The following is a 26,262-nucleotide window of genomic DNA, read 5'->3' on the forward strand; positions in this document are numbered from 1 at the left end:
CATGCTGACCAGACGAATCAAGTTGCAGCTGTTGCTCTTCGCGACGGTCGCGATCGTGGCCGGAAGCATCATGGCGTTCGGGTACGTCAAGGTGCCCGCCATGCTCGGCTTCGGCCAGTACACCATCACCGTCGAGCTTCCGCAGGCCGGCGGTCTCTACCGGACCGGCAACGTCACCTACCGCGGCACGAAGGTCGGCCGCATCACCGATGTCCGGTTGAACGGCCGCGGCGGGGTCGAGGCGGTGCTGTCGCTGAACACCGGCGTGGACATTCCCGCCAACGTGACCGCGGAGGTGCACAGCGCCTCGGCGATCGGCGAGCAGTACATCGCCCTGCAGCCGCGCGACGGGTCCGGGCCGGCACTGAAGAACAGCGACGTCATCCCCGCCGACCGGACCACGGTGCCGCCGACGATCAACGCCCTGCTCGACGCGACCAACCGCGGTATCCAGGCGATCCCCAAGGACAACGTCAAGACGGTGATCGACGAGAGCTACACCGCCGTCGGCCGACTGGGCCCCGAGCTGTCCCGCATCGTGCAGGGCTCCACCCGGTTGGCCAGCGACGCCCGCGCGAACCTCGATCCGATCCTGACGCTGATCGACGACGCGAGGCCGATCATGGACTCGCAGGCCGAGACCGGCGACTCCATCCGGGCCTGGGCGAAGAACCTCGCCAACCTCACCGACCAGGTGCGCGGGGCCGACTCGGCGCTGGCCGGCCTGATCGAGCGCGGTGACGAGACCGCCCAACAGGGCCGTGAGCTGTTCGAACGGCTCAACCCGACGCTGCCGACGCTGCTGGCGAACCTGGTCAGCGTCGGGGAGGTCGCCGTGGTCTACCAGCCGGCCATCGAGCAGGTGCTGGTGCTGGAGCCGCAGCTGGTCGCCGGCCTGCAGGGTGCGCTGCTGGCGAACAAGGACTCGCGGCGGTTCTCGCCCGGGCTGTACGTGAGCTTCAACCTGAACCTGAACCTGCCGCCACCATGCACCACCGGGTTCCTGCCCGCGCGCCAGCAGTTGACGCCCAACGTCGAGACGACGGCGGATCTCCCCGAGGGCGATCTGTACTGCCGGATCCCGCAGGATTCGTGGAACGTGGTGCGCGGCAACCGGAACTATCCGTGCCTGACCAAACCGGGCAAGCGCGCGCCGACGGCGCGGATGTGCGAGAGCGACGAGGAGTACGTGCCGCTCAACGACGGGTTCAACTGGAAGGGCGACCCCAACGCCACGCTGTCCGGCCAGGACGTCCCCCAGGTGGGCCCGGCGCCCGCGGCACCGCCGCCGGTGGCGATCGCCGAGTACGACCCGAACACCGGCGAGTACGTCGGCCCGGACGGGAAGATCTACACCCAGGCCGACCTGGGGTCCCAGACGGAAGGTAGGACATGGCAGAGCATGCTGGTCCCGCCGCCGGGACGCTGAGCACCGAAAGTGTGGCGGCACACCGCAATCCGGCGTGGAAGGCGTCGGTTGCGGTGTGCGGTGCGGCCTTCGTGGGGCTCGCCGCCGTCGGCGGGTGGCTGGGCTACGACATCGTCCACCACCGCCAGACAGACCAGCGGCGGGACGCCTTCGTCGAGGCGGCCCGGCAGGGCGCGGTCAACCTGACGACGATCGACCACCGGACCGTCGACGCCGACATCCAACGGGTGCTCGACACCTCGTCGGGCGTGTTCCACGACGATTTCCAGAAGCGGTCCGGGCCGTTCGCCGAGGTCGTCCGGCGCGCACAGTCCACGTCGGAGGGCACCGTCACGTCGGCCGCACTGGTCTCCAGCGAGGACGACCGCGCGGAGGTGCTGGTCCTCGCGTCGGTGCGGATGTCGACTCCCGGTGCGGCCGAACGGGTTCCACAGGCCTGGCGGATGAAGGTCACGGTGGAGCAGACCGACGGTGCGCCGAAGATCTCCGACGTGCAAGTTCGTGTCATGACGCGGCGCACTCTCGGCTACCTCCTGCCGGCGCTGGCGGTGCTGCTCGCGGCGCTCGGCGTCGGCTACCTCAAATGGCAGCACGACACCACGGTGACCCCACATACCGAGGTGGCACAGTCAGTTTCGGCCGCCACCGAGGCGACGACCGCGATGCTGTCCTACCGCGCCGACCACGCCGCCGAGGATCTGTCCAAGGCCAGCGAGAGGATGACCGGGGAATTCCGGGACGAGTTCATTAAGCTCATCAACGAGGTGGTGATCCCCGGCGCGAAGGAGAAGCGCATCTCGGCCGTCGCGACCGTCCCCGCGGCCGCCGCGGTCTCGGCGTCCGCGGACCGGGCCGAGGTCCTCGTCTACATCAACCAGACGACCACCGTCGGTGACGAACCGCCCACCGAGAGCACGTCGTCGGCGCGCGTGGAGATGGAGAAGGTCGGGAATCGGTGGCTGATCGCCGATTTCGAACCGATCTGATCAGCCACCGCCCGTCGTCGCTACTGGGACGTGGAGGTCGCCGCCCCCATGGCGACCATGTCCGGAACGAACGGCTGATGGGCCAGCAGGCCGCCGTCGACACGAATGGTCTCGCCGTTGATGCCGCGGGAGTCGTCCGAGGCCAGGAACACGTACACCTTCGCGAGGTCGACGGGGGAGTTGAGGTCCGGCGCCATCGTGTGCCGGCGGTAGACGTCGGTGATCGCCTCCGGCAGCTGCTGGGCCGGGGGCGTACGGGTGGTGCCCGGGCAGATCACGTTGCACCGCACACCTTCTCGCCCGTACTGGGTGGCCGTGTAGGCGGTGAGCGCCAGCAGCGCGGCCTTCGTACAGCCGTATCCGGTCAGGCTGGTGTCGCCGGCGAACGCGTGCGTGGAGGCGGTGTTGACGATCGAGCCGCCGCCCTGGCGCAGATACGGCAGCGCGTGCTTGGTGGTGAGCATGGCGCTGCGCAGGTTGACCGCCATCACGTCGTCCCACACCTCGACCGGCATGGTGGCGAGTTCGCCGTCGCCGGGCGGGAAGACGCCGGCGATGTTCATCAGCAGGTTCAGCCCGCCGAACGTCGACACCGTGGTGGCCACGAGATCGCGGATGGCGTCCTCGGAACGCAGGTCGGTGTGGACCGCGATCGCGACGTCCGGGCCGTACTTGTCGTTGAGCTGGTCGGCCAGCGCGTTGGCGCCGTCGATGTTGATGTCGGCGAGCACCACCCGCGCGCCCTCGGCGACGAACTCGGTGGCGGTTGCCCCGCCGATGTTGAGCCCACCGGGCTCGACGGTGGTGGCGCCGGTGACGATAGCGATCTTATCGGTCAGTCGTGACATAGTGTGAAGGCTAACTTCATCGCTATGTCGGGTCAATAAGCTATTGACTAGTAGATATAGCTACTTTGTTAGTAGCAATTCTCAAACTGTCGTGAACTGGGAAGTTGGGAGGTGGCGCCGGTATGGGTGCCTCGCAGGTCGATGATCAGTGGACGCAAGCCGACGCGGACGCACTGGAGCGGGCGGAGCGCGATCTCGCCTCGGTGTTCGGCGACGGGCGGCCGACGGTGCCGGTGTTGCGCGAGCGGCTCGACGCCATGATGACCTCGTCCGAGCTGCCCGTGGGCACCTCGGTCACCGAGCTGGAGGCCGGCGGCGTCGACGCGCTGCGGGTGTCGGTCGGGGACGTCGACGACAGCGCGGTCATCATCTGGCTGCACGGCGGCGGGTATCTCATCGGCTCACCCACCGGCTATCGCGGGGTCGCCGCGGCGGTGTCGGCGGCCAGCGGCTACTCGGTCGTGCTGCCCGACTACCGGCGTGCGCCCGAGAACCCGTTCCCGGCGGCCCTGCACGACGCCCATGCGGTCATGGGCTGGGCGTCGCAGACGTACGGAGACCGCTGGGTGCTGGCGGGCGACTCCGCGGGCGGCGGCCTGACCGTCGCCTCGCTGATCCACGCCCGCGACACCGGCGCGGCGCTGCCCGCGGCGGCGGTGCTGATGTCGCCGCTGGCCGACCTGACCGCCTCCGGCGCGACTTTCGACACCCACGCCGACACCGACCCGGCCATCTCCCGCGGCTCGGTCAAGGCGCTCGCGCATGCCTACCTCCAGGGCCACGATCCGCGGGATCCCCTGGTGTCGCCGGTGTTCGGGACGCTGAACCGGCTGCCGCACACGCTGATCCTGGCCAGCGACCGCGAGGTGCTGCTCGACGACGCCAAGACGCTGCACGCCGCGATGCAGCGCGACGGTTCGCCCTCCACTCTGTCGATCTACTCGGGTGTCTGCCACGCCTGGACGATGTTCGCCGCGTACATGCCGCGGGCGCAACGGGCCGCCGCCGAGATCGGGGCCTTCACGCGCGAGGCCCTCGCTAGTGACTGATCACTATGGACTGCGACAGATGAATAATCTTGATTTGATGGGAAATCAGTCTGGATTGTTAATCGTGACTTTGTTAGTCTTCGGGCAGTCGAGCTAAGGCAGGTTGACATGACAGCAGCGAGCGTCGGCTCCCTCCAGGACGCGTTCAAGACCGCGATGGCGTCGGTGTGTACGCCGGTGGCCGTGGTCACCGCGATGGACGAGGATCGTCCCCACGGCACCACGGTGAGCGCGTTCGCCTCACTGTCCATGTTGCCGCCGTCGCTGCTGGTGAGCCTCGACCAGGGCTCGGAGGTGCTGGCCCTGCTGCGCCGCACCGGCCGGTTCGGGCTCAACATCCTCGGACACGACCAGGCGGCGCTGGCCACCGGGTTCGCCCGCAAGGGCAGCGGCAAATTCGCCGGTGTGCCTTGGTCTCTCGCCGACGGCGTGCCCCGGCTGACCGGTTCGCCGGGATGGGTGGCCTGTGAGGTCGGCCAGACCGTCGAGGCCGCCGACCATGTTTTGGTGATCGGCATGGTGAGCTCGGTGGAGACCGTCGACGGCGCGCCGCTGACCTACCACGCCCGTAGGTTCGGTACCCATCGGATCCTCGGGGAGTCGTGATGACGATCGAACTCGAGTACCCGAGCCCGGCAGCCGTGCGCCCGGTCGGCAGTGACAACGGCACCGTCGTGAGCGAGATCGCCAGCAGCGCAGCGGCGGTCATCCTAGACGGTGATCGCGGCGCGTTGCTGTTCTTCGCGGCGGAGGCGGCGTCGGCGCGGCTTCTGGACTTCGCGGTGCGGCATTCGTCGGGGCTGATCCACGCAGCCATGCGCCCGAACCGGTTGGACCAGTTCCGCATTCACGATCAGCAGGTGCTGCGGTCAGAACGCGGCGCCCACGACTTCACGGTGTCGGTGGACGCGCTCGGCACCGGAACCGGCATCTCGGGTAAGGACCGTGCCCGCACCCTGCGCATGCTTGGTTCGCCGACCGCCGGGGCCGAGGACTTCCGTCGTCCCGGTCACGTGCTTCCTGTGCGGTGCCCGCGCAATCCGGTCGACGAGCATGACCTGGTGTGGGACAAGATGATCCGGATCGTGGAGTGTGCCGGGTTCACCCCGGTGGCCGGTGCATGCCGACTGGTGCACGACTCGGGCGATGTTCTCGACGAAGCGGCCGCATGCCGGTTCGCGGACAGGTTCGGCCTCGCCGTGGCGACCGCGGCGCGTCGCGACCGCGCATTCGTCGGGGGAGCCTAGGCGGCCAGCACCGCGGTGACCAGGTGGTGCAACTCGGCGGCGATCCCCGGCCGGCTGCGCACACTCGCGGTCTGCGTCAGATCGGTGACCAGACCGATCGCGGACTGGGCCAGGAGACGGGCGTGGTGTGTGGAGATGTCGGGGCGGATCCCGTTGATGGCGGCCACCCATTCGTCGACATACTCCCGCTCGCTGGTCCGGATCGCCTCCTGCGCCTCCTCGGGGAGATAGATCAGGTCGGCGGCCAGGATCGCCAGGATCGGCTGGTGCGGGCCGAGCGCGAGCTCGATGAGGGTGCACGCGATGACGTCCACCGCTTCCTGCGGGGTGGTCGCCGCCGGAAGCCGGTGGTTGGTCACGTAGTGCAGGCCCTCGGCACCACGGTTGAGGACGGCCTGCAGCAGTTCGGCCTTGCCGTTGAAGTACTGGTAGAACGTGGCGATCGCGGTATCGGCGGCCGCGGCGATCTCCTCGATGCCGACGGCGTGGTAGCTCTGCGCGTAGAACAACCGGGTCGCCGTGCTGAGAATGCGTTCCCGCCGCCCCGGCGGACGGCGCGGCGCCGGCTCCGGCGGTGCGGCAGCCAGTGCGGTGCCGTTGAGTTCACACGCCAGCACGTTCTCCGCCATCGTCTGCATGACGCGTTTGGCGGCAGCCGGTTCCATGCGCTTGCGCGCCGGCGCGATGCTGGAGTAGATCCCCAGCACGCTCCACGCGCGCAGTTCGGCATCCGCTTTCGATTCGCCGTTCTCGGCGAGGCCGAGTGCCTCGATCGTCAGCCGGAGCAGTTCGTTGAACTTGTCGCGGAACGCGTCCTGCTCGCTTTCGGAGAGCTGGCGGCGTTCGCGCTTCCACAGCATCATTTCCTCGCGCTCGAGCACGAGTTCGCCGAGTTCGGAGAGGAACTGCGCCCGGCGCTCGGCCGGGGCGAGATCGGCGGCCACCGCCTTCTCGGCGACGGCGTGCACGGCCCCGAGCTGTTCGGAGATCGCTTGGGCCAGAATGTCGTGTTTCTTGCGGAAGTGCCGGTAAAGCGCCGGCCCGGTCAGCCCGACGGCGGAGGCGACGTCGTCCATGCTGACGTTGTGGTACCCGCGTTCGGAGAACAGCCGGGCGGCAGCCTGGGACAGCTGCAGTTTGCGTACGGAACTCCGCGCGTGGTGGCGAACGGGTTGCGCCACGGAGCAGGACCTCCCGTTTCTGCCGCTCGGCGGACGTTGGGTACTCAAGAGTGAAGCATGATTATAGTTCAGTTCCGCACATGAGCACGGTAACTGTGCTCACGCACGCCGGCCGGCGGGGGCCCGGCCGGCGTGCGCAAGCGGTCAGGGGACCGCGACGACGGCCTCGCCGCTGAGCGTGACGGTGCCGTCCGCCAGCGTGATCCGCACATCCACCGTCGCGCGCTTCTCGCTGTCGACCTCGTCGATGCTCGTCACGGTGCCGGTGCACGTCGGCTGCGCGAGCACTGGTGTGATCGCGGTGAATCGGGTGCTCAGTGCGCGCAGTTGGGACTGCGGCACCCAGGAGGTGATCAACCGCCCCAGGTACGCCATCGACAGCATGCCGTGGGCGAACACGTCATCGAATCCGGCCGCCTTCGCGGCGTCGATGTCGATGTGAATCGGGTTGTGATCTCCGGAGGCCCCGGCGAACAGCGCCAGCGTGGTGCGCGAGATCGGCGCGACCTCCAGGGGCGGCAGTTCGGTTCCGACCTGAATCTCGGTGGTGGCGGTCACGATGGTGCTCCATTCCGGATGACGGACACACTTTCCATCTCGGCGACGAGTTCGCCGTTCGAGCTCAACTCGGAACGGCGCACCAGAAACTCCAAGGCGCCGTTCTTCTTCGAGAAGTAGTCGGTGAACTCGGCGCGCAGCGTCAGCGTGTCGCCGGCATGCACGGGACGATGATAGGTGAACCGCTGCTCGCCGTGCAGCACACCCGACAGGTTCACTCCGTGCGCTTCGAGCACACCGAGGGTGTCGGAGTGCTCGAGGTCGAGCCCGAAGACGAACGTCGGCGGCGCCAGCAGATCCGGATGGCCCGCGGCCCGCGCCGCCTCGACGTCGAAGTAGATCGGGTCCGTCTCACCGATTGCCTTGGCGAACATGGCAACTCGGCCACGCTCCACCGCGACGGTGCTCTCGGGCCACTGGTAGCCCTTCAGGGATTCCGCGCTCACTTGCCCACCTTCTCGTACAGCGTGACCACGCATGCGCCGCCGAGGCCGAGGTTGTGCTGCAGGCCCAGTCTGGCGCCCTCGACCTGGCGGTCGCCGGCCTGACCGCGCAACTGCCACACCAGTTCTGCGCACTGCGCCAGACCGGTCGCACCGAGTGGGTGACCCTTCGACAGCAGACCGCCCGACGGGTTGGTGACCACGCGGCCGCCGTAGGTGTTGTCGCCGTCGAGGATGAACTTCTCGGCGGTGCCCTCCGGGGTCAGGCCCAGGCCCTCGTAGGTGATCAGCTCGTTGGTGGTGAAGCAGTCGTGCAGCTCGACGACGGGGATGTCCTCGGGGCCGACACCGGCGGCCTCGTAGACGTCGTTGGCGGCCTTGGCTGTCATGTCGTAGCCGACCACCCGGCGCATGTCGTCACCGTCGAACGCACCGGGCAGGTCGGTCACGAGCGACTGTGCCCGGATGGCGACCGCCTGGTCGATCCCGTGCGCGGCGGCGAACTCGGCGCTGCACACCACCGCCGCGGCCGCACCACAGGTGGGCGGGCAGCACTGCAGGCGGGTCAGCGGGCCCCAGATCGTCGGCGAGCCCATCACCTCGTCGAGGGTCACCGGATCGCGGAAGACCGCGAACGGGTTGTTGGCGGCGTGCTTACGCGCCTTGACCGAGATCATGCCGAACGTCTCGGGTTTGGTGCCGTAGCGCTCCATGTGCGCGACGCCGGCACCGCCGAAGAGCTGTGCGGCCATCGGTGCCTGCGGATCGGCGCCCGGCTGGCGGGAGGCCACCTCCTCGAACTTGCCGGTGCTGCTGGGCCGGTCGTCCCACACCGCGGCCAGCGCGCCGGGGCGCATCTGCTCGAAGCCCAGCGCCAGCACGCAGTCGGCCACACCGGAGGCCACCGCCTGGCGGGCCAGCCACAGCGCCGACGATCCGGTCGAACAGTTGTTGTTGACGTTGACCACCGGAATACCCGACAGGCCCAGGTGATACAGCGCCGCCTGGCCCGACGTCGAGTCGCCGTAGACGTAGCCGACGTAAGCCTGATTCACCTTCGTGTAGTCCAGGCCGGCGTCGGCGAGCGCCGCGCGCGCGGCGGCGGCGCCCATTTCCTGGTAGTCCGGGCTCTTACCCGGTTTCGCGAACGGGGTCATGCCGACCCCGGCGACATAAACAGTGCTCTGCATATCCACCCTTGTGTTGCAGTACTAGAACGACGACTAACTATATGGGCGATTTATCAGCCGATGCAAGCGAGGATCTGGCTGCATCGGCGATATCGCGAATAACCACGCGGGCGGATCTACGCCCCGGTGGCGCGCAGGAAGTGCGTGTGGACATTCGGATAGCGCATCATGTGCGCCCCGCCGTTGAGATCGAGTACCTCGCCGGTGAGCCACTTGGCCGACGCCAGATACATCACGGCGTCGGCGATCTCGTCCGGGGTGCCCGGCCGTCCCAGGGGGATGTTCTCGACGTACTCACGCTCCACGCCGTCGACCCCGAGGGCGCCCGACGTCAGCGGTGTGCGGACCAGGCCCGGAGCGATCGCGTTGACCCGCACCCGCGGCGCCAACTCCAGCGCGGCGACCTGGGTCAGCATCGACAGCCCGGCCTTGGCCGAGCAGTAGGCGCTCATGCCCACCGCCGGCTGCCGCCCGTTCAGCGACGTCAGCGCGATGATGGCGCCACCGTCGGCGATGTGTGGGGCGGCGTGCTGCATCACGAGGAACGCGCCGGTCAGGCACACGTCGACGACGCGGCGGAACTTAGCGACCGGCAGCTCGGTCACCAGCCCCAGGGCGGTGACACCCGGACAGTGCACCACGGTCTCGACCGGACCGGTTTGCTGCGCGATCGCGGTGAAAAACGCTGCGACACTGGCCTCGTCGGTGACGTCGACCTCGAGCGCGAGATGGCCGGCGCCGGGCAGCTCCGCGACGACCGCGCGGGCGGCGGCCACGTCGCGATCGCCGACCACCACCACGCTTCCGTGATTGGCCATAGCGCGACTCACGGCCGCGCCGATTCCTGAGGCGCCGCCGACGACGACGGTGACGGACTGCTCGGTCAACGCTGATCCCTTCTGTCTGCCTGCATGTTTGATGCGGCTACTGCGGTAAACCGGGCCGACTGCGGCGGCGGTGTGAGCGCTCTGCTTACCCGGGTTGTGAATCCTTGTTCTACCATAGAGCCGGAACTGCGGGTATTCTGCGGGCAGGTCGGTACCGGATCGGTAGCGATCCGTTGCCTGCTAGCTCTGGCGTTGACGTGCGGGCTGCGCGATGATGCGCCCCATGCGCCTCGCCAGGACCTTCGGAGCGTTGCTGGCCGCCGCCGTCGCGGTGCCCGCCTGCGCGCCCGTCGCCGCGCCACACGCCGCGCCCCGGCTCGAGGACTGCCACAAGGACCAGCTGGCCACCCTCTACCCGGGCGTGTTCACCTTCGGCACCGACCAGCCGGTGTATCCGCCGTGGTACATCGGGGACAACCCGGCCAACGGGGAGGGCTTCGAAGCGGCGCTGGCCTACGCCGTCGCCGACCGGCTCGGCTACGCGCCGGAGGATGTCCGCTGGGTCCGGGTGCCGTTCAGCGAGGCGATCGTGCCCGGACCGAAGTCGTTCGACGCCAACCTGTCCCAGTTCTCCATCACCGACCAGCGCAGGGTCGCCGTCGACTTCTCGTCGCCCTACTTCAACGTCAACCCGGCCGTCGTGACCGTGAAGTCCTCACCCGCGGCCCGGGTGCGCAGCGTCGACGAACTCAAGACGCTGCGGCTGGGGGCGGAGGTCGGCAGCACCAGCCACACCGCGGCGATGGCCGTCGACGGCGACAACCCGGTCGAGGTGTACAACACCACCGGCGACGCGAAACTGGCGCTGGCCAACGGGGAGATCGACGCGCTGGTGGCCGATCTGCCCGTCGCGTTCACCGTCGCCGGTGAGTTGCGCGACGGGATGATGGTCGGTCAGCTGCCCACCGGCGCCGGCGAGGTGGAACAGTTCGGGATCGTGCTGGGCAAGGGCAGCCCGCTGACCCCGTGTGTGTCGGCGGTCGTCGACGCGCTGCGCCACGACGGCACCCTGGAACGTCTGGAGTCGGCGTCGCTGGCCGACGCCGGGCGAGCGCCGATGCTGGCCTAACCCGCGGGACCCGGCGCGAACGACGCGCACGCCTGCATGGCCTCGTGCCAGGCGTCGGGGTCGACGCCCGCGGGCGGACCGGCCGGGCCGGGGTCGGCGGGCACCCCGTGATCGGTGAGGCACTGCGCCAGCGAGCCGTGCTGCGCGGGCGCTTCGGAAATCTCAGCGGTGGTCTCAGCGGGCGTCGGCGAGGGCGCCTCGGATGGCTGCGACGAGCAGCCGGCGAGCAGGGCGGCCGCGGCGCACACCGCGGCGAGAAGACGGGCGGGCACTAGCCGATGTACCTCGACAACCGCGCCGAAAGATGCGGCACCAGACCGCCGTCGGCGTCGACCCGCTCCTCGACGTACCCCAGATCGCCGCCCTCGATGATGCCGTAGAGCCGCTTGGCCCCCCCGACCAGCACGCCGGACCTGGTGCGGGCCAAGGCGTCGGTCGCCAGCTCCCACGACGACTGCGAGAGCGGACGCCCGTAGAACAGTTCGACGTAGCCCGAGGAGTGCGCCAGAAGCAGTTCGATCGCCTGGGACTCCGACGGGTCGGCCGGGTCGCTGACGAACCGCCAGTAGCCCGTCTCCCGCAGCCACGGCCGCTCGTATTCGCCGGACTCGGTCAGCCGCCAGGACCGGGCTTCCCACATCAGATAATCGGCGCCGCCGTGAGAGACCACGATCTGCTGGCCGAACCGGTAGTCGCCGTCGGCATCGCGGCCCTCGCCCTCCCCGCGCCACACGCCGACCAGCGGCAGCAGCGCCAGCAGCGCGTCGTCGAGGTCGGCGCCCTCGCGCAGGTTGGCCGTGTCGCGCGGGCCGGGCAGGTCGGCGAAAACCGGGATGTTGCGCGCGGCGGTCGCTTTGGCCCGCTCGGCCGCGGCCGCGATGGCTTCGTCGCCGGAGCTCACGATTCGTCGGTGACCAGCCGGTACAGCGCGTACAGCGCGAACCACGTGATCACCACAACCGTTGCGACCAGCAGAATCTCGAAGAACAGCACCACGCCGTCGAGTCTAATCAGCGGCGCAGGGCCGGGCGAACGGGCCCGGCCCGCCGAACGTGAGGTTGTGTGCGAGATCTCGGCGGATCTTCGAACACAACCTCACGTTCGAGCCCACAGAATCAGGCGACCTTGACGTCGACCTCGTGGATGCCCGCGCCGGTCGGCGCGATGCTGGCGTCACCGTTGCCTGCCGGCGACAGCGCACGCAGCGTCCAGGTGCCGGGCGCGGCGAAGAACCGGAAGTCACCGGTGGCCGACGCGACGACCTCGGCGGTGAACTCTTCCGAGCTGTCGAGCAGCCGCACGAACGCGCCGCCGACCGCCTGACCCGAGCCGTCGACAACGCGGCCGGTGATCACGGTTTCCTTCTCGAGATCAACGCTGGCGGGCAGCGTCAGACCTTGCTTGGGTGCAGAGCACATATCAACTTCCCAACTCGATCGGGGCCCCCACCAGGGAGCCGTATTCCGTCCAACTGCCGTCGTAGTTCTTGACGTTCTTGTGTCCGAGGAGCTCCTGCAGCACGAACCAGGTGTGCGACGAGCGCTCACCGATGCGGCAGTAGGCGATGGTCTCCTTCTCGCCGTCGAGGCCGGCTTCGGCGTACAGCTTGGCCAGGTCCTCGTCGGACTTGAAGGTGCCGTCGTCGTTGGCGGCCTTGCTCCACGGAACGTTGATCGCGCCGGGGATATGCCCGGGGCGCTGGCTTTGCTCCTGCGGCAGATGCGCCGGAGCGAGGATCTTGCCCGAGAACTCGTCGGGGGAGCGCACGTCGACGAGGTTCTTCTTGCCGATGGCGTCGATCACCTCGTCGCGGAACGCGCGGATGCTGTTGTCCGGCGCCTTGGCGGTGTAGGTGGTGGCTGGCCGGTTCGGCACGTCCTTCACCAGGGGACGCCCGTCGAGCTCCCACTTCTTGCGGCCGCCGTCGAGCAGCTTGACGTTCTCGTGGCCGTACAGCTTGAAGTACCAGTACGCATAGGCCGCGAACCAGTTGTTGTTGCCGCCGTAGAGGATCACGGTGTCGTCGTTGGAGATGCCGCGCTCGGACAGCAGCTTGGAGAACTGCTGGGCGTCGACGAAGTCGCGACGCACCGGGTCCTGCAGATCGGTCTTCCAGTCGATCCTGACGGCGCCCTCGATGTGGCCGTCGTCGTAGGCGCTGGTGTCCTCATCGACCTCGACCAAGACGATGTTCGGAGCGTTGAGGTTGCTCTGGACCCAGTCGGCGGTGACCAGGACGTCGGAGCGTGCCATGTATGAAATCCTTTCGCTTGCTTGGACTTTGAACCGTTATACGGGTGACGGAACGCGCGGGTTCCTGCGAACCCGTGCGACGAGCGGATAGAGCTGACAGCCAAGGCAGATGCCGAAGGCCGCGTTGAGCAACGCCGCCACCAACGCGAGGCCGGTGGCGAGCAGACCCAGGGTGGGCAAGCCGATGGCGAAGCCGACGGCGCCCTTGACCGCGAACACCAGACCGACCAGTTGCGCGAACTTGAGCGGCGGAACCGGTTCGCGGTCGGTGACCGGGGCCAGCCGTGGCGCGATCAGGCGGGCGAACACCAGGCCGTAGGGATGGCGTCGCGGGCCGAACGCGGCGCCGACGGCGAACACCAGGGCCTGCACGCCCAACACCACCGCGGCGGCGAGGTGGCTGACCGTCGACGCCAGAAGGGCGGTCACCAGCACGGCCGTGGTCACCCACGCGGTGAACCGGGGGCCGCGCACGTCCACCTGGGGGATGGCGGGTCGGGTGTCGGTCGGCATCTGGTCACACTCCTGTTGCAATTGGGCCGGGCTGAATGGCGAGCAGACCAAAACGGCTGCCCCAGAGCGAGCGCGCGAACGTGCGCGGCTGCGCTCAGCAGCTACAACAACAACAGAAAGAACCCGCGACGCGGCACAGATCTACTGCGCGGCGCTTGGTGAGCATCGGCTCAAGGCGGGCGGACACGCCGCACAGCTTACCCAATGGCACAGCGCTCAAGCCAACAGCGGGGTCAGCACCTTGCGCAGATCGGCCGCCGTGGGCACTCCCGCCGTGCGGTACCGGGGCCGCCCATCGGTGTCGAAAATGATCGTCGTCGGCAAGGACAGCACCGAAAGCCGTTGGGCCGCCTCGGGATCGGCGTCCATGTCGATCTCGACATGGGACACCTGCGGCAGCTCCTCGCACACCTGCTTGACCACCCGGCGCACCCCGGCGCAGGGCCCGCACCAGGGCGCGCTGAAGTGCAGCACCGTCGGCCCGGTGCTCGACAGGCCCAGCCCGCTGGTGTCGATGTCGGCGGCTTTTTCACCCGCTTCGCGCAGCTGAGCGCGCAACGCGATCAACCGGCTGATCACGTAGGCGACCCCGAACGCCGCCACCAGCACGGCGATCACCAGCACCCAGGAAGAGCTCATGACAACCTGAACTCATCGAGCGCGACGGTTACTCCCTCGGCGATGCCTTCGATGATGATGTCGGAGCCGCGCGCCCCCTCGGCCGTCGGCACCAGCCCGAACGGCAGCTTCTGACCCGGCACGCTGGTGGAGAACGCCGCCAGCACCGCGGCCTTCTTGTCCTCGGGCACCTCCTGGTCGGCGGTGCCGGGGCCGGTCAGGACGTCGGTGGCCGTCATCACCAGCGTGGTCTGGTCGGGTCCGACGATGTCGAGGTCCACCGCGATGCTCACCTTCTCGTGATACCCAGCCTTGGCGGGAGTTCCGGTGAACACCAGCCCCCGGTTGCTCGAGATCCCCGATTCGGTGGTTCCGCCGGTGGAGTCGTTGCTTTCCCGCGTCGGCGCCTCGACCAGCAGGTCGGTGATACCCATGAACCGGCCGACGTGCGTGGAGTCGATGATGATGCGGCTCTCGGCCTTGCCGACCGGCAGCACGGCGTCCGGGCCGATCAGCCACGACGCCTCGGTGAGGTCGATGTCGTGCAGCGTCGTCTCCAGCGACGCCTTGCCGACCACAGGGTGGTCGACGCCGGCCGCGCGGATCTCGATCTCGTCGTAACGCCGGTCGGCCGCCTGGGCGACGAACGGGAAGCCCAGGATCGCCGCCGATGGGTCGTGCTGCAGGTCCGCCGCCGTGCGCACGCTTCTGGCCAGGCGATATTCGGCGTAGATCGCCGCGCCGAAATCCACCCCGACCGCGCCGACGACCACGGCGAACACGGTTGCCAGCACCCCGAACAGCAGCTTGCGCACCCGCACATTCTGGCCCACGCCGCCTTATCGACCGGTTCGGCGCGGCCAATGGCCAGGTCTCACGCTATCGTTAGAGGACTAACGGCCGGGTAACGGCCACATGTCAGGCATGAATCTGGGAAGTCACCAGCGACACCGTTGTCATCGGCGAGGTCCCCAATGGCTGCTGGAGGGCCAGTTGGATCTACTGCTATTGACCGTCGACCCACGGCCCGAGTCGGTGCTGCCGTCGTTGGCGCTGCTGCCGCACAGCGTGCGCACCGCCCCGACCGAGGTCTCGTCGCTGCTCGAGGCGGGCAGCGCGGATGTGGTCATCGTCGACGCGCGCACCGATCTGGCGGCCGCCCGCGGGCTGTGCCGTCTCCTCGGCACCACCGGCACCTCGGTTCCCGTGGTGGCCGTTGTCAACGAGGGCGGCCTGGTGGCTGTCAACGTCGAATGGGGGCTCGACGAGATCCTGCTGCCGAGCACCGGCCCCGCCGAGATCGACGCCCGCCTGCGGCTGCTGGTCGGCCGTCGCGGCGGTGTCGCCAGCCAGGAGAACGCCGGCAAGATCACGCTCGGCGAGCTGGTGATCGACGAAGGCACCTACACCGCCCGGCTGCGTGGCCGGCCGCTGGACCTCACCTACAAGGAATTCGAGCTGCTGAAGTATCTGGCCCAGCACGCGGGCCGGGTCTTCACCCGCGCTCAGCTGCTTCAGGAGGTGTGGGGGTACGACTTCTTCGGCGGCACCCGCACCGTCGACGTGCACGTGCGGCGGCTGCGCGCCAAGCTCGGCCCCGAATACGAGTCGTTGATCGGCACGGTGCGCAACGTCGGCTACAAGGCCGTGCGCCCGGCCCGCAGCAGCCGTCAGCCGACGACGGCGGCCGAGCTGGTCGACGACGTCGACGACGACGCACCTCACGAATCCCTGCCCGACTCGGTGCCCGACTCGCTGACTGACCCGCTGCGTAGCCAGTGACATCGCTCGAGTGGCGCGCTGGTCTGTCGGCCGACGAGCAGCGCGCGATTCGCGAGCTGATCGACGCGGCGACCGCCGCCGACGGCGTCGCCCCGGTCGGGGACCAGGTGCTGCGCGAGCTGCCGCACGACCGCACCCGGCATCTGCTGGCCGTCGAGGACGGCGAGATCGTCGGCTACCTCAACCTGACCGCCGAGCCGGCCATGGCCGAGCTCGTCGTGCACCCCACCGCCCGCCGCCGCGGTATCGGGTCGCAGATGGCGCGCACCGGCCTCGCCGCGGGCGGTGCGGGCACCCGCATCTGGGCGCACGGCAACCTGGCGCCCGCCCGCGCCACCGCGGCCAAACTGGGCCTGACGGTCGCGCGCGAACTGTTGCAGATGCGCCGGCCGCTGAGCGATCTGCCACCCGTCACGGTTCCCGACGACGTGCGCATCGCCACCTACTCCGGGCCCGACGACGACGCGGAGTTGCTGCGGGTGAACAACGCCGCGTTCGTCTGGCATCCCGAACAGGGCGGGTGGTCCGACGCCGACCTCGCCGAGCGGCGCGCCGAGCCGTGGTTCGACCCGGCGGGGTTGTTTCTGGCCTTCGACGAGCAGACCGGTGCGCTGCTCGGCTTCCACTGGACGAAGATCCATGCCGCGCCCCGCGGCGAAATCCATGCCGCTGATCTGGGCGAGGTCTACGTCGTCGGCGTCGACCCGGCCGCCCAGGGCCGCGGACTCGGTGGCGTGCTCACCCTGATCGGGCTGCATCACCTTGCCGATCGGCTGTCGGGCAGCTCGCATCCCACGGTGATGCTCTACGTCGAAGGAGATAACTCCGCGGCCGTGCGGACGTACGAGAAGCTGGGGTTCGAGGTGTTCTCGGTCGACGCGGCATACTCCGGGAGTCAATCCGCGGACTGAAGGCTCCCGTGACGACGAAGAGACGAGGATGACACCCGAAGACGCCCTGGAGATCCGGATGCTGCTCGCCGATTACGGCCACGTCGTCGACGACCACGACTGGGACCGAGCCCACGAAGTATTCGCCGAGGACTTCGTTTTCGATATGAGCGACGCCGGCCGACCGGACCTGCACGGCATCGCCGACATCGTCGCGAACTTCAAGGGCCGCAACATGTATGCCCATATCACCACGAACACCACCATGCGGGAGCACGAGGACGGCACGGTCAGCGCACACTCCAAGTTCATCGGGTTTCCAAACGAAGGTCCACCGGTCACCGGCGACTATCACGACCTGATCGTGCGCACGCCGGCCGGTTGGCGCCTGAAGCGACGCCGCGCCGCCATCCGGCAACGAAAGTTCTTCGACTGACCACGACGCACCGCTAGACGTCTTCGAGGGCTTCGCCGATCTCCTGGGCGACGCGTCCGTGCTCGGACTGGGTCAGCGCATGGCTGGCCCCGAGGACCAGGGCGATCGGCCAGTCGATGATCTCCACGGCGGCCAGCGCCGCCAGCGCCCCGTAGAACGCCAGTTGCTCGGGCCGAGGAATCGTGACGCGACCGATGACGGGGATGTCCACGGTGAACTTTCGGGCCTCCCGGACGCGCTGCACGGCGTCGCGATGCGTGGGGCCATTCCGAGATTCTTCAGACATTGGTGGTCTCCCTGTCATGGCGTGTTCGACGTTTGGACTCCTGCGGACTGCACCGTCGTAACCGTGTCGAGTACCGGAGTCAAGGTGGGTTCGGACCCGCTCACCGATGCCGTTGCAGGGGTTCTCCTCATTCCACTGCGCGAGTTGTATGCGGTGCTGTGGCGTGCGGGCGTGGTCGAGATCGACGGCTGATCGCCGGCCGAACCGCTCAGCAGGCGAGGCGCCACCGCGGCCGCCGCGGTGGCCAGCCCGGCGGCGCCCAGCGCCTGTGACCACGCCAACGGGCCGACCGGTGTACACCCGAGCAGCCCGCTGACGCCCGGTGTGCTGATCGCCGCGCCCATCAACAGCAACGACCCAGCCGCGGTGGCCACCACCAGCGGGCCGTGCGAATCGATCAACGTCTGACCGAGTTGGGTCGAAACGAGCGCGATCAAGCCCATCGTGGAGGCGCGTTGTGGCCTGCCCGTGATGCTGCCCAGCGCCCATGCCGACGTCGCCGCTGCCGCGGTGGTGGCGCCCCGAACGGCCACAGTGCGCCACAGGGCGGCCTGATTTGGGCCGCGTCCGGCGCTGCGCATCCGCGACGTCGGTGCGCTCACCGCGAGCGCCGCGGCGGGCAACGCGTCGGTGAGCGTGTTGACCAGCAGCAGCTGGCGGGTGTTCAACGGTGAGCGGCCGGTCAGCGCGGTTCCGACGATGGCGAAGGCGACCTCGCCGGCGTTGCCGCCGAGCAGCACCGCGGTAGCCGCCTGCGCGCGGCGCCACAGCTGACGTCCCTCGTCGACCGCGTCGAGCAACGATCCGATGCGCCCGTCGAGCAGCATCATGTCGGCGGCGCTGCGGGCCGGGTCACTGCCCCGCGCGGCGACCCCGATACCGACGGTCGCGGCGCGGATTGCGGCCGCGTCGTTGGCGCCGTCGCCCACCATGGCGCAGACGAGCCCGCTGCGTTCCAGGGTCTCCACGATCTGAACCTTGTTCTCGGGTGTCATGCGCGAGAACACGACTCGATCGGCCACCGCTTGTTCCTGCGCGTGCCGTGACAGCGCCTCCCATTCGGTGCCGCTGATCACCTGCTCGGAGGTCACCGCCATCCCGAGTTCGGCGGCGATCGCGGTCGCGGTGATCGGGTGGTCGCCGGTGATCAACCGCACGCCGATCTGCTGGTCCTGCAACGACGCCAACAACGGCGCGGCTTCCTCGCGAGGCGTGTCGGACAGCCCCAGCAGTCCCACGATTCGCAGGTCTTGCCGGCACAATTCCGCGAAGGCGTCCGGGTCCTTGCGCGCTGCCGCTGCTTGTGCGGCGGTCAGCTGCCGGTGGGCCACCGCGATCACCCGTAGGCCGTCGGTTGCCAACCGGCGCACCGAACGTTGTGCGTCGCCGGGATCGGCGCAGGCGGCCAACACCAGTTCTGGGGCGCCCTTCAAGAAGAGCTGGTCGCCGGAGATCGAAGCCGAATACGGTCGGCCGGAACGAAACGGCAGGTACACAACGTCGCGGTCCCGGGTGGCATCGGCCTCCGGGGACGCGGCGACCACTGCGGCGTCGGTGGCATGCTCATGGCGGTCGCCGTTCTTCGGCGGCGTCGCCCGCGCGGCATAATCCAGCAGCGCTTGGCGGGGAAACCCTTCGGCGACAAAGACATCGCGCACCCGCAGCCGGTTTTGGCTCAGGGTGCCGGTCTTGTCGAAGCAGATGACGTCGATGCGGCCGAGCGCCTCCACCGCGCGTGGGCTGCGGACCAGGGCGCCACACTTGGTCAACCGCCGCGCCGAGGCCTGCTGGGCTAGGGTGGCGACGAGCGGCAGCCCTTCCGGCACTGCTGCCACGCTGACGGCTACGCCACTGCTGATGGCCCCTCGCAGGGAAAGTCGGCGCAACAGTCCCAGCCCGGCGACCAACCCGCCGCCGGCGAGGCTGACCGGCAGCGCGCGATTGGTCAGCTCGCGCAACTGGGTCTGCAACCCGACCGCGCGCGACTGACCGCTCGGCGCCTGCACAGCATGCTGTGCCTGGGTGGACTCGCCGGCCGCGGTCACCACGGCCACCGCGGTGCCCGCGACCACCGTGGTGCCCGCGTAGACCATGCAAGCGCGTTCGGCCAGCGGAACCCCCGGCGTGGCATCGCTTTGCTTGACAACCGGAAGCGACTCGCCGGTCAGCGACGACTCGTCGGTCTCGAGATCGTCGGCCGTGATCAGCCTGGCATCGGCCGGTACCACCTCGCCGGGCCGCACCTCGATCAGGTCACCCGGCCGAAGTCGCGTGGCCTCGACGGTCTCGCTGCGCGGTGCGTCGGTGCTGCCGTTGGAGACGCGGCGCGCGGGTGGATCCTGTACCGCGAGCAAGCGCCCGATCAGCCGTTCGGCGCGAACCTGCTGGATGGCCGCGAGCGCGGAGTTTCCGGCCAACACCGCTCCGACCAACAGCGCATCGCCCGGCGAGCCCAGCATCGCGCTCGCCGCGGAACCCACCGCCAACACGGGCGTCAACGGATCGGACAGTTCCCCGCGCAATGCGCCTGCGAAGTCCCACACGGCCCGCTGCACCGGTGCTACCACGCGGCCGACCATCGCCATCGATGAGCTCGACGCGGTCGTCGGGGCCGGTTGCGGCGAACCGCCATCGTCGGCGTCCGGCGCTGGCAGCAGACGACGGACCTGTTCGACCGACATCGCGTGCCACTCATACGTCGGCGCAGGCACCGGCACGCTCGCGCGCAGCGCGCCGCGGGCCAGCCAGAAACCCGTGGACAACCCTGCTGCCGCACCCGCAGTCACCGGACCAGGGCCCTGTCCGCGCACCCCGGGCACCATCAGCAGAGCACCCAGAAGCGAAGCGCCCGTGGCAATCTCGACACCCCGCTGGCTGGCCTTGCGCGCCGCCGGCAAGGCATGCAAGAGCTGCCAAACCCCGGCCAGATCGGCGGCCAACACGTGCGCCGACCACGGCGGTGGACCGCCGCGCGGGATCAGTCCGATCGCGACGTCGGCAGCCGAAAGTGCTTGGGAGGCAGTGCTGGACACTACCGCCACGGTGTGCCCGGCTTCCTGCAGGCGGCGCACCCCGCCAGCCAGTGCGGTGTCGCCGGCGCCGTCCAACGGCCAGAGCTCATCGAACGTCGAGCGCAGGTCGTCGAGTTCATCGACATCCAGTGACACGAGTTCGGCGGAGCTACGGCGCACTTCGGCAAGCAGCGATGCCGCCAGCGGATGATGAGCGTGGCGGATCAGCACGTCCCCGCGGAAGCCGTTGTGGCGGGAAAACTCCGGGCCCGCGACCCGGTGCCAGCCGGTGCCCAGTGCATCGTGGCCGATCTGTTCCTGCGCCCACTGCCAGGCCGCGGCGCGTAAGCGGTCGGGGACCTTCCGCACTGCGCTGACCCGCAACCGATCGCCGAGGAGCACTTGGGGATCGATCACCACCGCATCGACGCGGTCGAGCCGGCGCAACGCCTCGGGCCGCAACGAGAGCACGTCGTGCTCATCGGCCAGTCCCCGGCCCAGGGCGCTGGCGAAAGACTCGCGGGCAAAACGTGCCGCCTTGGGGGCGGCGACGACGGCCGCGGCGGCGGCCGAGCCGAGGTTGGCGCTGGCCACTGCGACGCTGGGCGCTGCCAGCGCCTGGATCAACCCGCTGCGTTGGGCGTGCCGCTCGACGGGCCCGGCCGGCGGCGGACCCGGGCGTGGGCCGGGTGGCGGCGCGGCCGGGGCGTCGGCATAGCGCGCCAACACGCTTTCCTGCCGCGCCCAGGCCCGCGCACCCGCCAGCGTCTCGCCGACCCGCCCGAGATGGCGCGCGCACTCCACCGCGACGGCGGCGGGGGACTGGGTCAGGGAGTACGCCGTCGCGGCGGCAAGGGCGAACCCGGTGTCGGCTCCGGTAGTGCCCAAACGGTTTTCGACGATGGTGCGCAGCCCTGGCTGGTAGTCGACGAGGGTTACCGCGGCCGTCAGCGCGGTGGGCAACCTCGGTAACGGCATGACCCGGCCAACCACGGCGACGCACAGCCCTGCGGCGCTGGCCGCAGCCGCGACCGCGGCTGCGGCCAGCACCACACCATCGCCCGGCAGATCCGTCGGGGAGGGGCGGCTGACGTCGCCGGCGGCCTGTCGTGCCCGGTGCTCGGCCGACGCCACCACGTCGCACAGCTCGCGCAGTGTGGGTTCAGCACCCTCGACGGACACCACCAGCCGCGCCAACGGGACGTTCAGCCGCGCCGAGCGCACGCCCGCGTGCGCGCGAACGGCGTCGAGTGCGGCGGTGGCGACCTCACCTCCGTCCTGGCCGTCAAGGCCCCGGATCTCGATCCAGCAGCGGTCGCCGCCGCGCCAGCAGCGCCTGCTGGGTTCACCGATCAACTCGCCGACGGCGGCGCGTACGGCCCCGACCACGTCGACGTCGACCGAAGGCAACGCACCGGCCAACCGGCGTGCGGGCAACGTGGCGACATCGACCCCGACCGACACGGCGCTCGCCGCGCAGGACCCGGCGACTGCAACCGGAAGCGTCGCGGCAGTCGCTGCTCTGCTGACGAGGCGACTGAGGGCGCCGATCACCTCTTCGCCGTGCGCCGCGCCGACGACTTGCGGGCCCAAGCCTTGGTCGCCTTTCGGCTGGGCGACTTGGTTGCCTTGCTGGCACGTTTGGTCGGCGTCGACTTACGAGCCTGTGTCTTTGGTGCGCTGGCGGCCGCGGTGCCGCTGTCCTGGTCCTGCGACGACTGGGATGACGTCTGCGGGGAGGGCGCCACGGAGCGCTGATTGAGCTGGCGCAGCAGTATCGCCGTGCCGGCGGCGGCGAGCAGCAGTGGCCACTCCACCAGACCCGCCGCGCCGATTGCGGCCACAGTCAACGCCGCGGCGGGCGTCGATTGACTACCGGCACTCAACCCGTCGCGCACGCCGTTCGCCGCACCGCGCACGCCACCGACTACTCCGTTGACCGCGGCCCCGCCGACCGCGCCCGCCGCCGACGTCGCCGCGTCCGCTGTCCAGGTGACGACGCGAGCGGCTTCCTTGACGATGTTCATCTGCCGCTTCCTCCCTCTGCCGGGTGGGAACTCCGGGCGAACTGCGGGCTGGTCCGGAAGTAAAGACCAGGTATACCCCAGGTTGGTAAACTAAACCTCTGCGCGGTGAGGAGGGGCGCGCGGCGAGACCCGCGCCGCCTGCGGGCAGCGATCAAAAGCATGACTGGCAAGTGAATTGGCGCCCGAGCAGCGCTACTGGCCGCCCGGCATCCGCCACGTTACGCTTGCGCTTGTCTGTTGACCGCTGTCTCACTCGGCGGCGTGGGTGAGCGCCTTCTCGTCGATGCTGGCGCGCCTGCGCGGCGAACCAGCGACTAGCTAAACCTGTTCACCGTCCGTTTACCTTCCATCCCCGCGGCGTCCACCAGGGACGCATACGTTGCCGGAGGACCAACCCCGTCGACCGAAAGTGGGATACGTGAAGCTCTTCAGCTTGGGCACTGGCGCGCCGCTCGGCAAGATCTTGTCGGCGTCGGCGATCGCCGCGCTGACGCTTTCCGCGTGTGGCAGCGACAACAACACCGCCGAAACGACGCAGCCCGGTGCCACCGGCACCGACACCGCGTCGGCGCAGTGCGAGGGCAAAGACCAGATCACGGGCGAGGGGTCGACGGCGCAGCAGAACGCCGTGGCGGTCTTCAACCAGGTGTGGGGCCAGATGTGTGCGGGCAAGAACATGTCGTACAACCCGACCGGGTCGGGCGCCGGGCGCCAGCAGTTCATCGCGGGCCAGGTCGATTTCGCCGGTACGGACTCCCCGCTGTCCGAGGAGCAGGTGCAGCCCGCCGCGGAGCGCTGTGACGGCAACCCGGCCTGGCACCTGCCGCTGGTGTTCGGGCCGGTCGCGATGGCCTACAACATCGATGGCGTCGACAGGCTCGTGCTCAACGCCGATCTGCTGGCCAAGATCTTCCAGGGCCAGATCACCAATTGGAACGACCCGGCGATCGGCGCGCTCAACGACGGCGCCACGCTGCCCGACGCCCCCATCACGCCGATCTACCGGTCGGATTCGTCGGGCACCACCGACAACTTCCAGAAGTACCTGGCCGCCGCGGCGCCGGAGAGCTGGACCAAGGGCGCCGGCAGCGAATTCCAGGGCGGCGCCGGTGAGGGCGCCCAGAAGTCGGCAGGCGTCGTGCAGGCCGTCCAGGCCACCCCCGGATCCATCGGCTACGTGGAGAAGGGCTTCGCCGAGCAGGCCGGGGTGCCGTTCGCGGCGATCGACAGCGGCGCGGGCGCGGTGGAGCTGACCGACGAGTCGGCCGGTAAGGCCATCGACGCTGCGACGTTCGCCTCGGAGGGCAACGATCTGGTGCTGGACCTGAACTCGCTGTACGGCACCCAGGAGCCCGGCGCCTACCCGCTGGTGCTGGCCACCTACGAGATCGTCTGCTCGGGTGGCTACGACGCCGACACGTCGGCCGCGGTCAAGTCCTTCCTCACAGCCTCCGCGTCGGAGGAGGGCCAGGCGGGTCTTCCCACGGCCGGTTATGTTCCCCTGCCCGACCGGTTCAAGCAGCGGTTGCTGACGGCGGTGGAGGCAATACAGTAGTCGGGCTGCCACCGATACTGGAGCGGCGAGTATGGACACCAGATCGATGACTGATGGGGTCGATGTGACAACGCCGAATCCGTCGGACGCAGGTTCCGGCGAGGCGATGGCCCAGCCGTTCGGCGAACCGGAACCGGTCCCCCTCGATCCGTCGCGAAACGCGAAGGTCCGGTTGGGAGATCGGATCTTCCGCGGGCTCGCGGAAGGTTCGGGCGTCTTCATCGTCGCCCTGATCGCGGCGATCGGCTTCTTCCTGCTGTGGCGGGCCATTCCCGCGCTGGCCCGCAACGAGGAGAACTTCTTCCTCTACGGCGGCAACTGGATCACCACCGACACCTCGGCCATGCACTTCGGGGTGCTGGACCTGCTGCAGGTGACGGTGTTCGTATCGGTGTTCGCGTTGGTGCTGGCGATGCCGGTGGCGCTGGGTATCGCGATCTTTTTGACGCAGTACGCGCGGCGACGGTTGGCGGGTCCGCTGGCCTACATGGTCGACCTGCTGGCCGCGGTGCCGTCGATCATCTACGGCGTGTGGGGCCTCTACGTGTTGGCTCCGGTGCTCGCGCCGGCCGCGCAGTGGCTCAACGCCAACCTGGGTTGGTTGTTCCTGTTCAAGACGGGCACCGCCTCGGTGGTCGGCGGCGGAACGATCTTCACCGCGGGCATCGTGCTGGCGGTGATGATCCTGCCGATCATCACCGCGGTCACCCGGGAGGTGTTCGTGCAGACGCCGCGGGGCCAGATCGAGGCCGCGTTGGCGCTGGGCGCCACCCGCTGGGAGGTGGTGCGCACCACGGTGTTGCCGTTCGGCATGTCGGGTTACATCAGCGGGGCGATGCTCGGCCTGGGTCGTGCGCTGGGCGAGACGATCGCGCTGCTGATCATCCTGCGCGGCACCCAGCAGGCGTTCGGCTGGTCGCTGTTCGACGGTGGCTTCACCTTCGCCAGCCTGATCGCTTCCGCCGCTTCGGAATTCAACGACCAGTTCAAGGCGGGCGCCTACATCTCCGCCGGTCTGGTGCTGTTCGTGCTGACGTTCGTGGTGAACTCGCTGGCCCGGGCCGCGGTCGCAGGAAAAGGTGCCAAGTGACGACAACGCTCGATCGGCCGGTGAAGGCCACCACGTTCCAGGGTGTGAGCCTGCGGCGCAAGATCACCAACAACATCGCGACGGTGTTGGTGACGCTGTCGGTGCTGATCGCGTTGATCCCGCTGCTGTGGGTGCTGTACTCGGTGATCGCCAAGGGCATCAAGGTGATCGCGTCGGTGGAGTGGTGGTGGAATTCGCAGGCGGGCATGACGGCGTTCATGGCCGGCGGCGGGGTCTACCACGCGATCGTGGGGACGCTGCTGCAGGGCCTGGTGTGCGCGGTCATCTCGATTCCGATCGGTATCTTCGTCGCCATCTACCTGGTCGAGTACGGTGGCGGCACCCGGATGGGCAAGCTCACCACGTTCATGGTGGACATCCTCACCGGCGTGCCCTCGATCGTGGCGGCGCTGTTCATCTACGCGCTGTGGGTTGCCACGCTCGGATTCGAGCGGTCCGGCTTCGCGGTGTCGCTTTCCCTTGTGCTGCTGATGATTCCGGTGATCGTGCGCGCCACCGAGGAAATGCTGCGCATCGTACCGATGGATCTGCGCGAGGCCAGCTACGCGCTCGGTGTTCCGAAGTGGAAAACCATTGTGCGCATTGTCGTTCCGACGGCACTGTCGGGCATCGTCACCGGCATCATGCTGGCGCTGGCGCGGGTGATGGGCGAGACCGCACCGCTGCTGATCCTCGTCGGCTACAGCCAGGCCATCAACTTCGACATGTTCAGCGGGTTCATGGGGTCGCTGCCCGGCATGATGTATGACCAGACCTCGGCGGGCGCCGGCGCCAATCCAGTGCCCACCGACCGGTTGTGGGGCGCCGCCCTGACGCTGATCCTGCTGATCGCCGTTCTCAACGTGGGTGCGCGCCTGCTGGCAAAGCTGTTCGCGCCCAAGAAGGTTTAGGAG

The 26,262-nt window shown here is 69.0% G+C and carries 29 protein-coding genes and 1 pseudogene; 13 read left to right on the forward strand and 17 right to left on the reverse strand.

What is annotated here, in order from left to right:
- Nucleotide 1 precedes the first annotated feature (1 nt).
- Nucleotides 2–1,429, forward strand: a complete 1,428-nt coding sequence (locus MELE44368_RS23525; protein WP_128110694.1) for an MCE family protein — start codon at nucleotides 2–4, stop codon at nucleotides 1,427–1,429.
- Nucleotides 1,393–2,415: an Rv1363c family protein gene (locus tag MELE44368_RS27235; RefSeq protein WP_241566747.1), complete on the forward strand. Its 1,023-nt coding sequence runs from the start codon at nucleotides 1,393–1,395 to the stop codon at nucleotides 2,413–2,415. Before MELE44368_RS23525 ends, MELE44368_RS27235 begins: the two co-directional genes overlap by 37 nt.
- 20 nt (nucleotides 2,416–2,435) lie before the next feature.
- On the opposite strand, the gene MELE44368_RS23535 is transcribed toward MELE44368_RS27235, so the two are convergent.
- On the reverse strand, nucleotides 2,436–3,263 hold the full coding sequence (locus tag MELE44368_RS23535; protein ID WP_128110695.1) for an SDR family NAD(P)-dependent oxidoreductase: 828 nt from the start codon (nucleotides 3,261–3,263) through the stop codon (nucleotides 2,436–2,438).
- A gap of 122 nt (nucleotides 3,264–3,385) precedes the next feature.
- Between MELE44368_RS23535 and MELE44368_RS23540 the strand changes: the two genes are divergently transcribed.
- The 3 genes from MELE44368_RS23540 to MELE44368_RS23550 all read left to right on the forward strand — a co-directional run bounded on the left by MELE44368_RS23540 (nucleotide 3,386) and on the right by MELE44368_RS23550 (nucleotide 5,559).
- Complete coding sequence (locus tag MELE44368_RS23540) at nucleotides 3,386–4,312, forward strand: alpha/beta hydrolase fold domain-containing protein (protein WP_128110696.1); 927 nt, start codon at nucleotides 3,386–3,388, stop codon at nucleotides 4,310–4,312.
- Nucleotides 4,313–4,420: 108 nt separating this feature from the next.
- A complete protein-coding gene (locus tag MELE44368_RS23545; RefSeq protein WP_128110697.1) occupies nucleotides 4,421–4,918 on the forward strand; it encodes a flavin reductase family protein in 498 nt (165 codons plus the stop codon).
- Entirely contained in the window at nucleotides 4,918–5,559 is a 642-nt protein-coding gene (locus tag MELE44368_RS23550; RefSeq protein WP_128110698.1) for a 3,4-dihydroxy-2-butanone-4-phosphate synthase, read from the forward strand. The genes MELE44368_RS23545 and MELE44368_RS23550 overlap by 1 nt, the downstream gene beginning before the upstream one ends.
- On the opposite strand, the gene MELE44368_RS23555 is transcribed toward MELE44368_RS23550, so the two are convergent.
- The 5 genes from MELE44368_RS23555 to MELE44368_RS23575 all read right to left on the reverse strand — a co-directional run bounded on the left by MELE44368_RS23555 (nucleotide 5,556) and on the right by MELE44368_RS23575 (nucleotide 9,818).
- Nucleotides 5,556–6,740, reverse strand: coding sequence for a TetR/AcrR family transcriptional regulator (locus tag MELE44368_RS23555; RefSeq protein ID WP_128110699.1), 1,185 nt, complete (start codon nucleotides 6,738–6,740; stop codon nucleotides 5,556–5,558). The two genes, MELE44368_RS23550 and MELE44368_RS23555, sit on opposite strands and share 4 nt — an antisense overlap.
- Nucleotides 6,741–6,884: 144 nt before the next feature.
- Entirely contained in the window at nucleotides 6,885–7,298 is a 414-nt protein-coding gene (locus MELE44368_RS23560) for a MaoC/PaaZ C-terminal domain-containing protein (protein ID WP_409366151.1), read from the reverse strand.
- The gene (locus MELE44368_RS23565; RefSeq protein WP_241566748.1) at nucleotides 7,295–7,744 is read right to left on the reverse strand and encodes a MaoC family dehydratase N-terminal domain-containing protein; all 450 of its coding nucleotides are present in this window, start codon (nucleotides 7,742–7,744) and stop codon (nucleotides 7,295–7,297) included. Before MELE44368_RS23565 ends, MELE44368_RS23560 begins: the two co-directional genes overlap by 4 nt.
- Complete coding sequence (locus tag MELE44368_RS23570) at nucleotides 7,741–8,931, reverse strand: lipid-transfer protein (protein WP_128110702.1); 1,191 nt, start codon at nucleotides 8,929–8,931, stop codon at nucleotides 7,741–7,743. The genes MELE44368_RS23565 and MELE44368_RS23570 overlap by 4 nt, the downstream gene beginning before the upstream one ends.
- A gap of 116 nt (nucleotides 8,932–9,047) precedes the next feature.
- Nucleotides 9,048–9,818, reverse strand: a complete 771-nt coding sequence (locus tag MELE44368_RS23575; protein WP_128110703.1) for an SDR family NAD(P)-dependent oxidoreductase — start codon at nucleotides 9,816–9,818, stop codon at nucleotides 9,048–9,050.
- 223 nt (nucleotides 9,819–10,041) lie between these two features.
- On the opposite strand from MELE44368_RS23575, the gene MELE44368_RS23580 reads away from it, so the two are divergent.
- Nucleotides 10,042–10,887, forward strand: a complete 846-nt coding sequence (locus MELE44368_RS23580; protein WP_128110704.1) for an ABC transporter substrate-binding protein — start codon at nucleotides 10,042–10,044, stop codon at nucleotides 10,885–10,887.
- Here MELE44368_RS23580 and MELE44368_RS23585 read toward each other — a convergent pair.
- The 8 genes from MELE44368_RS23585 to lmeA all read right to left on the reverse strand — a co-directional run bounded on the left by MELE44368_RS23585 (nucleotide 10,884) and on the right by lmeA (nucleotide 15,086).
- Complete coding sequence (locus tag MELE44368_RS23585) at nucleotides 10,884–11,159, reverse strand: hypothetical protein (RefSeq protein WP_128110705.1); 276 nt, start codon at nucleotides 11,157–11,159, stop codon at nucleotides 10,884–10,886. The two genes, MELE44368_RS23580 and MELE44368_RS23585, sit on opposite strands and share 4 nt — an antisense overlap.
- The gene (locus MELE44368_RS23590) at nucleotides 11,159–11,788 is read right to left on the reverse strand and encodes a heme-binding beta-barrel domain-containing protein (protein ID WP_128110706.1); all 630 of its coding nucleotides are present in this window, start codon (nucleotides 11,786–11,788) and stop codon (nucleotides 11,159–11,161) included. The genes MELE44368_RS23585 and MELE44368_RS23590 overlap by 1 nt, the downstream gene beginning before the upstream one ends.
- Before the next feature lie 214 nt (nucleotides 11,789–12,002).
- On the reverse strand, nucleotides 12,003–12,305 hold the full coding sequence (locus MELE44368_RS23600) for a DUF1416 domain-containing protein (RefSeq protein WP_046754390.1): 303 nt from the start codon (nucleotides 12,303–12,305) through the stop codon (nucleotides 12,003–12,005).
- 1 nt (nucleotide 12,306) lies between these two features.
- Nucleotides 12,307–13,140, reverse strand: coding sequence for a sulfurtransferase (locus MELE44368_RS23605; RefSeq protein WP_128110708.1), 834 nt, complete (start codon nucleotides 13,138–13,140; stop codon nucleotides 12,307–12,309).
- Between the two features lie 36 nt (nucleotides 13,141–13,176).
- Nucleotides 13,177–13,653 carry a DUF4395 domain-containing protein gene (locus MELE44368_RS23610; RefSeq protein ID WP_128110709.1) on the reverse strand — a complete coding sequence of 159 codons (477 nt, stop codon included), beginning with the start codon at nucleotides 13,651–13,653 and terminating at the stop codon, nucleotides 13,177–13,179.
- A gap of 94 nt (nucleotides 13,654–13,747) precedes the next feature.
- Nucleotides 13,748–13,864: an Ms5788A family Cys-rich leader peptide gene (locus MELE44368_RS27580; protein ID WP_409366152.1), complete on the reverse strand. Its 117-nt coding sequence runs from the start codon at nucleotides 13,862–13,864 to the stop codon at nucleotides 13,748–13,750.
- A gap of 5 nt (nucleotides 13,865–13,869) precedes the next feature.
- Nucleotides 13,870–14,292, reverse strand: a complete 423-nt coding sequence (locus MELE44368_RS23615; protein WP_128110710.1) for a thioredoxin family protein — start codon at nucleotides 14,290–14,292, stop codon at nucleotides 13,870–13,872.
- Nucleotides 14,289–15,086 carry a mannan chain length control protein LmeA gene (lmeA, locus tag MELE44368_RS23620; RefSeq protein ID WP_128110711.1) on the reverse strand — a complete coding sequence of 266 codons (798 nt, stop codon included), beginning with the start codon at nucleotides 15,084–15,086 and terminating at the stop codon, nucleotides 14,289–14,291. Before lmeA ends, MELE44368_RS23615 begins: the two co-directional genes overlap by 4 nt.
- A 178-nt stretch (nucleotides 15,087–15,264) precedes the next feature.
- Here lmeA and MELE44368_RS23625 point away from each other — a divergent pair, with 178 nt between their 5' ends.
- From MELE44368_RS23625 to MELE44368_RS23635, 3 genes are read left to right on the forward strand one after another with little or no spacing between them, the layout of a single operon-like run.
- Nucleotides 15,265–16,053 (forward strand): winged helix-turn-helix transcriptional regulator, encoded by a 789-nt coding sequence (locus MELE44368_RS23625; RefSeq protein ID WP_128110712.1) that lies wholly within the window; start codon nucleotides 15,265–15,267, stop codon nucleotides 16,051–16,053.
- Nucleotides 16,050–16,964, forward strand: a complete 915-nt coding sequence (mshD, locus tag MELE44368_RS23630; protein WP_128110713.1) for a mycothiol synthase — start codon at nucleotides 16,050–16,052, stop codon at nucleotides 16,962–16,964. Before MELE44368_RS23625 ends, mshD begins: the two co-directional genes overlap by 4 nt.
- A 28-nt stretch (nucleotides 16,965–16,992) precedes the next feature.
- The gene (locus MELE44368_RS23635; protein WP_128110714.1) at nucleotides 16,993–17,379 is read left to right on the forward strand and encodes a nuclear transport factor 2 family protein; all 387 of its coding nucleotides are present in this window, start codon (nucleotides 16,993–16,995) and stop codon (nucleotides 17,377–17,379) included.
- A gap of 13 nt (nucleotides 17,380–17,392) precedes the next feature.
- Here the strand turns inward: MELE44368_RS23635 and MELE44368_RS23640 are convergent, their stop codons facing one another.
- Nucleotides 17,393–17,665 (reverse strand): hypothetical protein, encoded by a 273-nt coding sequence (locus tag MELE44368_RS23640; RefSeq protein ID WP_128110715.1) that lies wholly within the window; start codon nucleotides 17,663–17,665, stop codon nucleotides 17,393–17,395.
- Between MELE44368_RS23640 and MELE44368_RS27240 the strand changes: the two genes are divergently transcribed.
- Complete coding sequence (locus tag MELE44368_RS27240) at nucleotides 17,633–17,857, forward strand: Rv1535 domain-containing protein (RefSeq protein ID WP_241566749.1); 225 nt, start codon at nucleotides 17,633–17,635, stop codon at nucleotides 17,855–17,857. The genes MELE44368_RS23640 and MELE44368_RS27240 overlap by 33 nt on opposite strands.
- Here the strand turns inward: MELE44368_RS27240 and MELE44368_RS27430 are convergent.
- Both MELE44368_RS27430 and MELE44368_RS23650 read right to left on the reverse strand, forming a co-directional pair.
- Nucleotides 17,773–22,269 (reverse strand): annotated as a pseudogene (locus MELE44368_RS27430) (HAD-IC family P-type ATPase); the annotation flags it as partial. The gene MELE44368_RS27240 and the pseudogene MELE44368_RS27430 overlap by 85 nt on opposite strands.
- Nucleotides 22,227–22,703: a hypothetical protein gene (locus tag MELE44368_RS23650; RefSeq protein ID WP_128110716.1), complete on the reverse strand. Its 477-nt coding sequence runs from the start codon at nucleotides 22,701–22,703 to the stop codon at nucleotides 22,227–22,229. The pseudogene MELE44368_RS27430 and the gene MELE44368_RS23650, both read right to left, overlap by 43 nt.
- Before the next feature lie 418 nt (nucleotides 22,704–23,121).
- Between MELE44368_RS23650 and pstS the strand changes: the two genes are divergently transcribed.
- The 3 genes from pstS to pstA are packed head-to-tail and all read left to right on the forward strand — an operon-like array spanning nucleotide 23,122 to nucleotide 26,259.
- Entirely contained in the window at nucleotides 23,122–24,258 is a 1,137-nt protein-coding gene (pstS, locus tag MELE44368_RS23655; RefSeq protein WP_128110717.1) for a phosphate ABC transporter substrate-binding protein PstS, read from the forward strand.
- A 46-nt stretch (nucleotides 24,259–24,304) separates the two neighbouring features.
- Nucleotides 24,305–25,348: a phosphate ABC transporter permease subunit PstC gene (pstC, locus tag MELE44368_RS23660; protein ID WP_128110718.1), complete on the forward strand. Its 1,044-nt coding sequence runs from the start codon at nucleotides 24,305–24,307 to the stop codon at nucleotides 25,346–25,348.
- Nucleotides 25,345–26,259: a phosphate ABC transporter permease PstA gene (gene pstA / locus MELE44368_RS23665; protein WP_128110719.1), complete on the forward strand. Its 915-nt coding sequence runs from the start codon at nucleotides 25,345–25,347 to the stop codon at nucleotides 26,257–26,259. Before pstC ends, pstA begins: the two co-directional genes overlap by 4 nt.
- Nucleotides 26,260–26,262 lie beyond the last annotated feature (3 nt).

It is taken from the genome of Mycolicibacterium elephantis DSM 44368, from assembly GCF_004014805.1.
Lineage (GTDB): Bacteria > Actinomycetota > Actinomycetes > Mycobacteriales > Mycobacteriaceae > Mycobacterium > Mycobacterium elephantis.

Bases quoted from the DNA above. Each gene is read 5' to 3' on its own strand.
- MELE44368_RS23525 (WP_128110694.1), top strand. From the start codon at position 2: ATGCTGACCAGACGAATCAAGTTGCAGCTGTTGCTCTTCGCGACGGTC.
- MELE44368_RS27235 (WP_241566747.1), top strand. From the start codon at position 1,393: ATGGCAGAGCATGCTGGTCCCGCCGCCGGGACGCTGAGCACCGAAAGT.
- MELE44368_RS23535 (WP_128110695.1), bottom strand. From the start codon at position 3,263: ATGTCACGACTGACCGATAAGATCGCTATCGTCACCGGCGCCACCACC.
- MELE44368_RS23540 (WP_128110696.1), top strand. From the start codon at position 3,386: ATGGGTGCCTCGCAGGTCGATGATCAGTGGACGCAAGCCGACGCGGAC.
- MELE44368_RS23545 (WP_128110697.1), top strand. From the start codon at position 4,421: ATGACAGCAGCGAGCGTCGGCTCCCTCCAGGACGCGTTCAAGACCGCG.
- MELE44368_RS23550 (WP_128110698.1), top strand. From the start codon at position 4,918: ATGACGATCGAACTCGAGTACCCGAGCCCGGCAGCCGTGCGCCCGGTC.
- MELE44368_RS23570 (WP_128110702.1), bottom strand. From the start codon at position 8,931: ATGCAGAGCACTGTTTATGTCGCCGGGGTCGGCATGACCCCGTTCGCG.
- MELE44368_RS23580 (WP_128110704.1), top strand. From the start codon at position 10,042: ATGCGCCTCGCCAGGACCTTCGGAGCGTTGCTGGCCGCCGCCGTCGCG.
- MELE44368_RS23600 (WP_046754390.1), bottom strand. From the start codon at position 12,305: ATGTGCTCTGCACCCAAGCAAGGTCTGACGCTGCCCGCCAGCGTTGAT.
- MELE44368_RS23605 (WP_128110708.1), bottom strand. From the start codon at position 13,140: ATGGCACGCTCCGACGTCCTGGTCACCGCCGACTGGGTCCAGAGCAAC.
- MELE44368_RS23610 (WP_128110709.1), bottom strand. From the start codon at position 13,653: ATGCCGACCGACACCCGACCCGCCATCCCCCAGGTGGACGTGCGCGGC.
- MELE44368_RS23615 (WP_128110710.1), bottom strand. From the start codon at position 14,292: ATGAGCTCTTCCTGGGTGCTGGTGATCGCCGTGCTGGTGGCGGCGTTC.
- MELE44368_RS23635 (WP_128110714.1), top strand. From the start codon at position 16,993: ATGACACCCGAAGACGCCCTGGAGATCCGGATGCTGCTCGCCGATTAC.
- MELE44368_RS27240 (WP_241566749.1), top strand. From the start codon at position 17,633: ATGCGTGGGGCCATTCCGAGATTCTTCAGACATTGGTGGTCTCCCTGT.
- MELE44368_RS23640 (WP_128110715.1), bottom strand. From the start codon at position 17,665: ATGTCTGAAGAATCTCGGAATGGCCCCACGCATCGCGACGCCGTGCAG.
- MELE44368_RS23650 (WP_128110716.1), bottom strand. From the start codon at position 22,703: ATGAACATCGTCAAGGAAGCCGCTCGCGTCGTCACCTGGACAGCGGAC.
- pstC (WP_128110718.1), top strand. From the start codon at position 24,305: ATGACTGATGGGGTCGATGTGACAACGCCGAATCCGTCGGACGCAGGT.